This is a genomic window from Pseudomonas sp. FP597, assembly GCF_030687435.1.
In the GTDB taxonomy this organism is placed as follows: domain Bacteria; phylum Pseudomonadota; class Gammaproteobacteria; order Pseudomonadales; family Pseudomonadaceae; genus Aquipseudomonas; species Aquipseudomonas lactucae.
Window position 1 is genome coordinate 3,792,887 of sequence record NZ_CP117432.1, and the last position, 11,913, is coordinate 3,804,799.

The 11,913-nt window shown below is 62.6% G+C and carries 9 protein-coding genes; all 9 read right to left on the reverse strand.

Annotation, left to right across the window (positions count from 1 at the left end; all coding sequences use genetic code 11):
* Window positions 1–40: 40 nt before the first annotated feature.
* Window positions 41–736 carry an anaerobic ribonucleoside-triphosphate reductase activating protein gene (locus PSH66_RS17265; RefSeq protein WP_305427305.1) on the reverse strand — a complete coding sequence of 232 codons (696 nt, stop codon included), beginning with the start codon at window positions 734–736 and terminating at the stop codon, window positions 41–43.
* Entirely contained in the window at window positions 733–888 is a 156-nt protein-coding gene (gene nrdD, locus PSH66_RS17270; RefSeq protein WP_003174546.1) for an anaerobic ribonucleoside-triphosphate reductase, read from the reverse strand. Before nrdD ends, PSH66_RS17265 begins: the two co-directional genes overlap by 4 nt.
* A 31-nt stretch (window positions 889–919) precedes the next feature.
* Window positions 920–2,920 carry a ribonucleoside triphosphate reductase gene (locus PSH66_RS17275; RefSeq protein WP_003174547.1) on the reverse strand — a complete coding sequence of 667 codons (2,001 nt, stop codon included), beginning with the start codon at window positions 2,918–2,920 and terminating at the stop codon, window positions 920–922.
* 271 nt (window positions 2,921–3,191) lie between these two features.
* Window positions 3,192–4,178, reverse strand: a complete 987-nt coding sequence (gene moaA, locus PSH66_RS17280; protein ID WP_305427306.1) for a GTP 3',8-cyclase MoaA — start codon at window positions 4,176–4,178, stop codon at window positions 3,192–3,194.
* A 1-nt stretch (window position 4,179) separates the two neighbouring features.
* Window positions 4,180–5,106 (reverse strand): peptidylprolyl isomerase, encoded by a 927-nt coding sequence (locus tag PSH66_RS17285; protein WP_305427307.1) that lies wholly within the window; start codon window positions 5,104–5,106, stop codon window positions 4,180–4,182.
* A gap of 10 nt (window positions 5,107–5,116) precedes the next feature.
* Window positions 5,117–5,797, reverse strand: a complete 681-nt coding sequence (narI, locus tag PSH66_RS17290; protein ID WP_305427308.1) for a respiratory nitrate reductase subunit gamma — start codon at window positions 5,795–5,797, stop codon at window positions 5,117–5,119.
* On the reverse strand, window positions 5,790–6,545 hold the full coding sequence (gene narJ, locus PSH66_RS17295; RefSeq protein ID WP_003174551.1) for a nitrate reductase molybdenum cofactor assembly chaperone: 756 nt from the start codon (window positions 6,543–6,545) through the stop codon (window positions 5,790–5,792). Before narJ ends, narI begins: the two co-directional genes overlap by 8 nt.
* Before the next feature lie 3 nt (window positions 6,546–6,548).
* Entirely contained in the window at window positions 6,549–8,087 is a 1,539-nt protein-coding gene (gene narH, locus PSH66_RS17300) for a nitrate reductase subunit beta (protein WP_003174552.1), read from the reverse strand.
* Window position 8,088: 1 nt separating this feature from the next.
* Window positions 8,089–11,862, reverse strand: coding sequence for a nitrate reductase subunit alpha (locus PSH66_RS17305; RefSeq protein WP_141065067.1), 3,774 nt, complete (start codon window positions 11,860–11,862; stop codon window positions 8,089–8,091).
* Between the last annotated feature and the right edge of the window lie 51 nt (window positions 11,863–11,913).

Here is an 11,913-nt window from a genome sequence, read left to right on the forward strand (position 1 = left end):
ACATGGGCAGCATCTATAAAAATCCTGTGGAGGGCGTGCATCACCCTCGCAGTACAAACGCGGGAAATAACTCCCGCAGGCGGCCCCATAGCTCCGGCAGCGATGCCTGTACCGGCGCGCTCGCCAATTGCGGATCGAGCATGCTGGCCGTGCGCACCATCTGTACGGCGAAGCGCGTCACACCACGGGCTTGCAAACGCTGGGCCAGACGCAGCAAGCGTGGCGGGTCGATCAGGTGCCAGTGCACCGTGGTGCGGCATTCGTACTCCACGCCACTGGCCAACAAGGTGTCGAGGCTGCGCCAGTTGGCGGCGCCGCTGCCCCTGACCTGGGTGATCAATTGGCAGTCCTCGGCCAGGGCCTTGACATCAAACCCCACCCAGTCGGCATGACGCAGCGCGTTGGCAAAACCGGCCGGTTTGATTCCCGCGCTGTGCAGGCCGATGCGAAAGCCCATGGTCCGCACTTCATCCATGGCCGCCGGCAGGCCTTCCTGCAGGGTCGGCTCGCCGCCGCTGAACACCACGGCGTCAAGCAGATCCTGGCGCCGTTGCAGAAACAGCAATACCCGGCGCCAATCCACCTCCGTGCTTGCGCGCGGTGGGATCAGGTCCGGGTTGTGGCAGTAACGACAGCGCCAGGCACAGCCCTGGCAAAACAGCACGCAGTCGAGCATGCCGGGGTAGTCGAGGGTGGTCAGAGGCACCAGGCCCCCGACCCGTAGCGCTCGACTCATTGGCGCCCGGCCACAGCGGCCGCTTCGGTGAAATGCACACGCTCCTTGTGCTCGGACTGTTTGCCGGGGTTGAACGCCGAGACTGGCCGGTGATAACCCATCACCCGGGTCCAGACTTCGCAGCGCTGACGTTGTGGTTGGGATGCTTGCATGGTGAATCTCCTTGCGGGTTGGAAAAATGCTTTATCGCACAGCAGCCAGTGCCAGGACTTCATCGCACTTGGGGCAGAACTCGTGCTCGCCGGCCAGGTAGCCGTGCACCGGGCAAATCGAGAACGTCGGAGTGATCGTCAGGTACGGCAAGCGGAAACGTCCCAGGGCTTTGCGCACCAATTGCTTGCAGGCCTGGGCCGAGGAAATCTGCTCGGCCATGTACAGGTGCAACACGGTGCCGCCGGTGTATTTGCATTGCAGTTCATCTTGCAGCTCCAGGGCTTCGAACGGGTCCTGGGTAAAGCCCACCGGCAGTTGCGACGAGTTGGTGTAGTACGGCGCGACATCGCTGCCGGCCTGCAGGATGTCCGGGTAGCGCTTGCGGTCTTCCTTGGCGAAGCGGTAAGTGGTGCCCTCGGCCGGGGTGGCTTCGAGGTTGTAGAGGTGGCCGGTTTCTTCCTGGAAACGCAGCAGCGTGGCGCGCACATGGTCGAGCAATTTGAGCGCAAAGGCGCGGCCCTGCTCGGTGTGCATGCCCTGCTCGTCACTGCTGAAATTGCGCAGCATCTCGTGCATGCCGTTGAGGCCGATGGTGGAGAAGTGATTGCGCAAGGTGCCCAGGTAACGCTTGGTGTAGGGGTAAAGACCGGCGTCCATATGGTGCTGGATCACTTTGCGCTTGATTTCCAGGCTTTCCATGGCCATGTCCATCAGGCTATCCAGGCGCTGCAGCAGGCCCGAAGTGTCGCCCTTGAACAGATAGCCCAGGCGCGCGCAGTTGATCGTCACCACCCCCAGGCTGCCGGTCTGCTCCGCCGACCCGAACAAGCCACCGCCACGCTTGAGTAACTCACGCACGTCCAGTTGCAGGCGACAGCACATCGAACGCACCTGGTTGGGCTGCATATCGGAATTGAGGAAGTTCTGGAAATACGGCAGGCCATAACGTGCGGTCATCTCGAACAGGCGGTCGGCGTTGTCACTGTCCCAGGGAAAATCATGGGTGATGTTGTAGGTGGGGATCGGAAAGGTGAACACCCGCCCCTTGGCATCGCCGGCCTGCATCACTTCGATATAGGCGCGGTTGATCAGCTCCATCTCGGCCTGCAGGTCGCCGTAGGCAAACGGCATTTCCTCGCCGCCGATCACCGGGATTTGCTCGCGCAGATCCTGCGGGCACACCCAGTCGAAGGTCAGGTTGGTAAACGGCGTCTGGGTGCCCCAGCGCGACGGTACGTTGAGGTTGTAGATGAACTCCTGCACCGCCTGGCGCACCTCGGCGTAGCTCAGTTGATCCTTGCGCACGTAGGGCGCCAGGTAAGTGTCGAACGAACTGAACGCCTGCGCGCCGGCCCATTCGTTTTGCAGGGTGCCGAGGAAGTTGACCATCTGCCCCAGGGCGCTGCTCAAATGCTTGGGCGGCCCCGCTTCGACGCGACCCGGTACGCCATTGAGGCCCTCGTGCAACAACGAACGCAGCGACCAGCCGGCGCAGTAGCCGGCGAGCATGTCCAGGTCATGGATGTGCAGATCCGCCTCACGGTGAGCGCGGCCGATCTGCTCGCTGTAGACCTCGTCGAGCCAATAATTGGCGGTGACCTTGCCCGCCACGTTCAGTACCAGCCCGCCGAGGGAATAGCCCTGGTTGGCATTGGCCTGCACGCGCCAGTCTTCGCGGTCGAGGTATTCGTTCATCGAAGTGGCGACTTCCACCAGGGTCTTGCGGTCGCGGCGCAGGCGACCGTGTTGTTCGCGGTAGACGATGTAGGCGCGCATGGACAGGAAGTAGCCGGCGTCCATCAATACGCGTTCGACGCTGTCCTGGATTTGCTCGACGTCCAGGTGGTCGATGCTCCTCAGGCGGGCCAGGACGGCGCCCAGTAACAGGTCGACGTCGGCCTCTTGGTACTCGCCGGTTGCGGTGCCGGCGGCGATCAGGGCCTGGCGGATTTTTTCGGGGTTGAAGGGGGCCAGGCTGCCGTCGCGTTTGTGTAGGTGGGTGCTGATCAGCGGGGTGAGCGTGTTTTGCATTTTCCGGGCTCCGAGCACTATATGTAGTGGCTTTAAGATTTATAGACACAAGATGCAGTGAGGTTACGGAAAATAGGGTGGGCTTCCCTTGATTGGGGTCAAGGTTTTTTGATTGGGGGGATATCCGTTATTTGGGTAACGGCCGCCTAGGGTTCCGCCCTTACGGCGGGTCACTTTTGGAAAAGAGCCCCAAAGGTGACCCGCTGTAAGAGCGGAACCGCCAGCCGCCGTTACCGAAGTAATGGATATGTACTCGGTCCCACAACACTCCTCACCCCCCACTCATATTCATAAACCGCACCACCTGCACCTCCCCATCCCCCCTGAAATCATGCCGCAAAGGCTTGCCCCTCAACCCCCGAACCAACGCTTCAACCAACGGCCCATCCTCCAACGGATACCGACGCAACAACCCCCGAAAATCCACCGCTTCCTCCTGCCCCAGACACAACAACAACTGCCCCTCAACCGTCATCCGCACCCGATTGCAACTGCCACAAAAATTATGCGAATTAGGCGAAATAAATCCGATGCGGGTCCCAGGATGCCGCGCCAAGCGCACATACCGCGCCGCGCCGCCGCTGTTCTCGGTGCTATCCACCAACCCGTGCTCCCGGGCGATCACCGCGCGCACTTCGTCACTGGAGCAAAACGTCTCCCCGCGCGAGCGCCCCACATCCCCCAGGGGCATTTCCTCGATGAAACTGATGTCGATGCCCTGCTCAATGGCATACCGCACCAACGCCGGCACTTCATCAAAATTGCGCCCCTTCATCACCACGCAGTTGAGCTTGACCCGCTCGAACCCCGCCTCCCGCGCCGCTTCGATCCCGTTCAGCACCTGGCGCAAATCACCGTTACGGGTAATCGCGCGAAAGCGCTCAGGGTCCAGACTATCCAGGCTGATATTCATGCGTTTGACCCCCGCCTCCACCAGCGGCCGGGCCAATCGCGCCAGCTGCGAGCCATTGCTGGTCATCACCAGTTCACGCAGCCCCGGCAACGCGGCGATGTTGCGGCACAAGCCGACAATGCCAGGGCGGATCAGCGGTTCGCCGCCGGTAAGACGGATCTTGCGCACGCCCTGGCCGACGAACAACGCAGCCAGGCGCTGCAGCTCTTCCAGGGTCAACACCTGTTGGCGCGGCAGGAAGGTCATGTTTTTCGCCATGCAGTACACACAGCGAAAATCACAGCGGTCGGTCACCGACAGGCGCAGGTAATCGATGGAGCGGCCCACACCATCCACCAGGCTCATGTCACTGCACCAGCGGCGAGTCGGCGCCCTGCAGCGCAATGCCGCGGATGTCCGCCGCGCCGATCAGGGTTTGCAGGTACTGCACCAATGCCTTCTGCCAGACGCCCTGTTGCAGCTGGGTGCGAATGGCCACCGCCACCGCTTCGTAGGGCAACGGCTGGCCTTCGATACGCTGGTCGACGCTGATCACATGCCAGCCATAACGGCTCTCCAAGGGTTTGCCGGCCAGGCCCGGCGCCAGAGTGAACAGCTGGCGCTCCAGCTCCGGCACGGTCTGGCCCTTGCTCACCTGGCCCAGCGAACCGCCCTGGGCCTTGGACGGGCACGCCGAATACTTGAGGGCCAGTTCGGCAAACTGGCCCGGCTGCTCTTCCAGGCTCAGCAGCAAGACTTCTGCCTGGCTGTGCGCCAGATCGCGCGCCTCGATGTCGTCCGGCGCGCATTCGAGCAGGATGTGCCGCACCGCCAACAACGGCGCACTGTGGAAACGTCCCCGGTTGTTGTCGAAGTAACGCAGGCAGGTGGCCTCGTCGCACTCGGGCACCTTGACCTCGCGCTCCAGCAGCAAACGCGTGGCCGCTTCCTCTTCGTTTTCACCGGGGGCGATGTCCACCGCCAGGCCCAGCTCGGCAATCCGCTGCTGCAACAGCTCGCGGATCACCAGAGCGCGGGCGGCCAGGTACACCGCCGCCTCGCGGCTTTCGGCCGGGTGATATTGCAACTCCAGGGCCATCGCCTCAGGCGTCACCGGCACGCCGTTGACGCTGATGATCGGCCACTCCTGTTCACTGCTGGCGATCAACTCCGGCGCCTTGAGCTCCTCGAAAGGCGCGTGTGCCGGCACTTCGGCCATTACCGACTCCTTGGCCGACGACCCGCAACCACCGCTGCCGCCATTACCGCCACCACATCCGCATCCAGTAGTCATAACGCTCTCCTCAATACTTCTGACGCACGATTTGATAACGACGCCCCAGGTACCAGATCGGCGCGCTGACCATGTGCACCAGGCGGGTAAACGGGAACAGCACGAACAGGGTCAAACCCAGCGCCACATGGGACTTGTAGATCAGCGACACCGGCGCGATCGCCTCGGCCGCCTGCACAGGCCGCAACAGCACCACGTTCTGCGCCCAGTCGGCGAGCATCACCATCACCGAGCCGTCCATATGGCCGGTGGAGGCCACGATGGTCAGCAAGCCCAGCAGCAACTGCGCCAGCAACACCAGCAGGATCAGAATGTCCGACGGGCTCGATGTGGCCCGTACCCGTGGATCACCCAGGCGGCGCTTGACCAGCATCAGCAGGCCCACCAGGCACAGCAGGCCGAAGAAACCGCCGGAGACCATCGCCAGCAACTGTTTATTTTCAGTGCTGATCACATGGTGATAGACCGACGCCGGGGTGAGCAGGCCGACAAAATGCCCGGCCAGTACGAACAGCACGCCGATATGGAAGAAGTTGCTCGCCACGCGCATGCCACGGTTGTTGAGCATCTGGCTGGAGCCGGCCTTCCAGGTGTACTGCGACAGGTCGAACCGCGCCCAACTGCCCAACAAACAAATGGCCAGGGCCACATACGGATACACCCCGAATACCAGCAAATTCCACTTAGACATTACCCACCTCCCCGGCTGGCGCTGCGGCCCGGCCTTCTTGCTGAAAATCCACCCAGTGCAACGGCACCGCGCTTTCTTCGCGGGCCTTGCCGGGTGCGCTTGGCATCGAGCTGCAGCGGTCCTGTTGCTCAGCCTGCATAAAGTCCACCGCTTCCTCTTCCCAGATTTTGTCCAGGGCTTCGAGGGAGTCGTCACGCGGCTCGGCGGCGACCTGGGCACGCAGTTCGGCCACGGCCTGGTGCGGCTCGGCGCCGGCGATCTGCAACAGCGCACGGAAGCAGCTGGCATAGCCGCTCTCACGCTCGTCCAGCCGTGCGGCGAGCAACGCCAACAGATGCGCCACATCCGCCAGGCCCTCGCGGGCCTCGATGTCTTCGCGGGTGGAGAGGAACTCCAGGTACAGCGGGATATAGTCCGGCAGCTCCTTGACGCCGATGGCAAACCCGGCCTCTTGGTACTGGGCCATCATGTCGACCATGGCCTGGCCCCGGTCGCGGGATTCGCCGTGCACGTGTTCGAACAACAACAGCGACAGCGAACGCCCCCGACCAAACAGCGCGCCGTAGTGTTCCTGGCCATCCATCAGGTCATTGGCGCAGATCAGCTCCAGCAGCTCGAACAACGCACCGCGCTGCTTGGGGCTGATTTCCCGCGATTCGAGAATCGCCTGTTCCAATTCGTCGCGGCCGTTCACCAGGGTCTCGGTGGGGTAATCCAGCAGCAGCGAAATCACTTTAAGAATGCGCATGGCTCAGTCCTCCCAGATCTGTACGGTTTTGAGCACGTCGCGGCGATTGGCCTTCTTGGCGCCGAACATGTTGGTGTCGGAACTGCCGCTGCAACCGCTGCCGAAGCTGAACCCACAACCGGAGCGCTCGGCGAACGCGTCGCTCATGGCGTCTTCGCGGTGCGCGCTGGGCACCACAAAACGGTCTTCATAGTTGGCGATGGCCAGGTAGCGGTACATCTCTTCCACCTGTTCCACACTCAGGCCGACGTCTTCGAGCACTTGCAGGTCCTGCACCCCATCGACTTGCTGGGAGCGCTTGTAGGCACGCATGGCCAACAGGCGTTTGAGCGCACGCTTGACCGGTTTTTCATCGCCGGCGGTGAGCATGTTCGCCAGGTAACGCAGCGGAATACGCAGGCTGTCGACATCCGGGATCACCCCGTTCATGCCCACGGTGCCGGCAGCGGCGGCGTTCTGGATCGGTGAGAGTGGCGGCACGTACCAGACCATCGGCAAGGTGCGGTATTCCGGGTGCAGCGGCAGTGCGAGTTTCCAGTCCACGGCCATCTTGTACACGGGCGAGCGCTGGGCCGAGTCGATCACCGACTGCGGCACGCCATCGGCCAGGGCCTGGCGGATCACCGCCGGGTCGTTCGGGTCGAGGAAGATTTCCAGCTGCTTCTCGTACAGGTCCTGCTCACTGGCGGTGCTGGCCACTTCACTGATGCGGTCGGCGTCATACAGCAGCACGCCGAGATAACGAATGCGGCCGACGCAGGTTTCGGCGCACACAGTGGGCATGCCGGCTTCGATACGCGGGTAACAGAAGATGCACTTCTCGGACTTGCCGCTCTTCCAGTTGAAGTAGATTTTCTTGTACGGGCAGCCGCTGATGCACATGCGCCAGCCGCGGCATTTCTCCTGGTCGATCAGCACGATGCCGTCTTCTTCGCGCTTGTAGATCGCACCGCTCGGGCACGACGCCGCGCACGCCGGGTTCAGGCAGTGCTCGCACAGGCGTGGCAGGTACATCATGAAGGTGTTTTCGTACTCACCGTAAATGTCGGCCTGGATCTGGTCGAAGTTCTTGTCCTTGCGCCGCTTGGCAAACTCGGTGCCGAGGATTTCTTCCCAGTTGGGGCCCCACTCGATCTTTTGCATGCGCTTGCCCGACACCAGCGAACGCGGGCGTGCGGTGGGCTGGTGCTCGCCCAAGGGCGCGGTATGCAGGTGCTGGTAGTCGAAATCGAACGGCTCGTAGTAGTCGTCCAGGCTCGGCAGGTCGGGGTTGGCGAAGATGTTCGCCAGCACGCGGAACTTGCCGCCGATGCGCGGGTTGATCGAGCCGTTGGCGTTGCGCACCCAGCCGCCCTTCCACTTGTCCTGGTTTTCCCACTCTTTGGGGTAGCCGATGCCCGGCTTGGACTCGACGTTGTTGAACCAGGCGTATTCCATGCCTTCGCGGCTGGTCCACACGTTTTTGCAGGTGATCGAGCAGGTGTGGCAGCCGATGCATTTGTCCAGGTTCAGCACCATGCCGATCTGTGAGCGAATCTTCATCTCAGTTCTCCTCGATATCGGTCGGCAATGGGCGCGGCAGGTCATCGCCGCTGGAGCCATCGAGCCAGTCGACCTTGGCCATCTTGCGCACCACGACGAATTCATCGCGGTTGCAACCGACCGTGCCGTAATAGTTGAAGCCGTAGGCCTGCTGGGCGTAGCCACCGATCATGTGGGTGGGCTTGAGCACCACGCGGGTCACCGAGTTATGGTGGCCGCCACGGGTCTTGGTGGTTTCCGAACCTGGCACATTCACGATGCGTTCCTGGGCGTGGTACATCATCACCATGCCTTCCTTGACGCGCTGGCTGACCACCGCACGGGCGGTGAGCGCGCCGTTGACGTTGAAGCATTCGATCCAGTCGTTGTCCTCGATGCCGGCGCGCTTGGCGTCGATTTCCGAGAGCCACACAATCGGCCCGCCACGGCTCAGGGTGAGCATCAACAGGTTGTCGCTGTAGGTGCTGTGGATGCCCCACTTCTGGTGCGGGGTGATCCAGTTCAGCACGATCTCGGTCTCGCCATTGCTGCGCTTGCCCTTCACGCCTTCGATGGTGCGGGTGTTGACCGGTGGCCGATAGCTCATCAACTGCTCGCCGAACGCCTGCATCCACGGGTGGTCCTGGTAGAACTGCTGGCGACCGGTAATGGTGCGCCATGGGATGTTTTCATGGACGTTGGTGTAGCCTGCGTTGTAGCTCACGTGTTCATCCTCAAGACCCGACCAGGTGGGGCTGGAGATGATTTTGCGCGGCTGCGCCTGGATGTCGCGGAAGCGAATCGCTTCATGGGCCTTGGAGATCGCCAGGTGGCTGTGGTCAATGCCGGTGAATTCCGACAGCGCGGCCCAGGCTTTCAAGGCGACCTTGCCGTTGGTTTCCGGGGCCAGGGACAGGATCACTTCGGCGGCGTCGATGGCGCTGTCGATTTTCGGCCGGCCGTGGCTGATGCCCGCAGCGTTTTCCTGATGGTTGAGCTCGCCGAGGAACTCGACTTCTTCATCGGTGTTCCAGTTGATGCCCTTGCCGCCGTTGCCGAGTTTTTCCAGCATCGGGCCCAACGAGGTGAATTTCTTGTAGATGTTCGGGTAGTCGCGCTCCACCACTGCCATGTTCGGCGCGTTCTTGCCCGGCACCGGCGCCACACCGGCGCTTTTCCAGTCGGTGCCGCCGAACGGCTGGGCCAGTTCGCCGACGCTGTCGTGCATCAGCGGCACGGTGACCAGGTCTTGCTCCACGCCCAGGTGGCCGACCGACATGGCCGAGAAGGCCTTGGCGATGCCCTTGTAGATTTCCCAGTCCGAACGCGACTCCCACGCCGGGTCGATGGCCGCCGACAACGGGTGGATGAACGGGTGCATGTCCGAGGTGTTCATGTCGTCTTTTTCGTACCAGGTGGCGGTCGGCAAAACGATATCGGAATACACACAGGTGGAGGACATGCGGAAGTCCAGGGTGGTCACCAGGTCGAGCTTGCCGATGGCGCCGTCGTCGACCCACTCGGCCTCGGTGGGCTTGCTTTCGCCGCCAAAGCCGATGTCTTCGTTCATCACCCCGTTCTTGGTGCCCAACAGGTACTTGAGCATGTACTCATGGCCCTTGCCCGAGGAGCCGAGCAGGTTGGAGCGCCAGATAAACATGTTGCGCGGGAAGTTCACCGGGCTGTCCGGCTGCTCGCAGGCAAAGCGCAAGGTGCCGTCCTGCCAGGATTTGACCACGTAGTCTTTGGGCGTCATGCCGGCGGCGGCCGCGTCACGGCAGATGTGCAGCGGGTTGGTGTTGAGCTGCGGTGCACTCGGCAACCAGCCGGCGCGTTCGGCGCGGATGTTGTAGTCCAGCGCGTGGGTGGGGAACTGCGACTTGTCCGCCAGGGGCGAGAGCACGTCGTGCATGTTCATCTTCTCGTGGCGCCACTGGGAGCTGTGGCCGTAGAAGAAGCTGGTGCCGTTCATCTGGCGTGGCGGGCGGTTCCAGTCCAGGCCGAAGGCCAGCGGCAGCCAGCCGCATTGCGGGCGCAGTTTTTCCTGGCCGACGTAGTGGGCCCAGCCGCCGCCGGTCTGGCCGACACAACCGCAGAGCATGAGCATGTTGATCAGCCCGCGGTAGTTCATGTCCATGTGGTACCAGTGGTTCATCGCCGCGCCGACGATGATCATCGAACGGCCACGGGTCTTGTCAGCGTTGTCGGCGAACTCGCGGGCGATCTGGATGGCTTTCTCGCGGCTCACGCCGGTGATCGCTTCCTGCCACGCCGGGGTGCCGGGCACGCTGGCATCGTCGTAGTCCTTGGCCACGTTGTGGCCGCCCAGGCCACGGTCGATGGCCAGGTTGGCGGCGGACAAGTCGAACACCGTGGCGACCTTGGCCACCGAGCCGTCGGCCAGGGTCACGTTGTGCACCGGCACGCGACGGTACTGCACCGCCTCGCCGGCCACGTGCTGGAAGTGTTCCTGGACTTCGCCGGCAAAATACGGGAAGGCCACTTCGGCGACGTCGTCACCGATCAGGCTGAGTTTGAGGTCGATAGCGCGGCCTTCACCGCCCTCCTTGGCGAGGATGTTCCACTTGCCCTTCTCGCCCCAGCGGTAGCCGATGGAGCCTTGTGGCGAGACCAACTCGCCGCTCTCATCGAGGGCGATGGTTTTCCATTCCGGGTTGTTGTCCTGGCCGAGGTTGCCGGTGAGGTCCGAGGCGCGCAGGAAGCGGTCGGGCTGGAAACCGGCGCCCGGTGCAAAACCGGTCATTGGCTTGAGCATCACCAGCACCGGCAGGTCGGTAAAGCGCTTGGCGTAATCGGTGAAATACGCGCTCGGTTTATCCAGGTGAAATTCCTTGAAGATCACATGGTTGAAGGCCTGGGCCAACGCGGCGTCGGTGCCCTGCTTGGGGTTGAGCCACAGGTCGGTGAGCTTGGCCACTTCCGAGTAGTCAGGGGTGATGGCCACGGTCTTGGTGCCCTTGTAGCGCACCTCGGTGAAGAAGTGTGCGTCGGGGGTGCGGGTCTGCGGGACGTTGGAACCCCAGGCGATGATGTAATTGGAGTTGTACCAGTCGGCCGATTCCGGCACGTCGGTCTGCTCGCCCCACACCATCGGCGAGGCCGGTGGCAGGTCGCAGTACCAGTCGTAGAAACTCAGGCACACGCCGCCGATCAGCGACAGGTAACGCGAACCCGCCGCATAGCTGACCATCGACATGGCCGGGATCGGCGAGAAGCCGACGATGCGGTCCGGGCCGTATTGCTTGATGGTGTAGACGTTGGAGGCGGCGATGATCTCGTTGACCTCCTCCCAGTTGGAGCGAATGAAACCGCCCATGCCACGCTTGCTCTTGTAGGCGTCGGCCTTGACCTTATCCTCGACGATGCTCGCCCACGCCTCGACCGGCGAAAGGGTCTGGCGCGCTTCACGCCACAACTTGAGCAGCGGCTTGCGGATCTTCGGGTACTTGAGCCGGTTGGCGCTGTAGATGTACCAGCTGTAGCTCGCGCCACGCGGGCAGCCGCGCGGCTCGTGGTTGGGCAGGTCATTGCGGGTGCGCGGGTAGTCGGTCTGCTGGGTTTCCCAGGTGATCAGGCCGTTCTTCACGTAGATCTTCCACGAGCACGAGCCGGTGCAGTTCACACCGTGGGTGGAGCGCACGATCTTGTCGTACTGCCAGCGCGAACGGTAGACGTTTTCCCAATCGCGGGACTCTTTACGGGTCTCGCCGTGACCGTCGGAGAATTCGTTTTGCTTGCGGTTGAAGAACCGCAGTTGATCCAACAAGTGACTCATGGTGCTTTCCTCATCAGGCGTGCGGGGTGCGTTGCCCCGCGAATTCGTGGT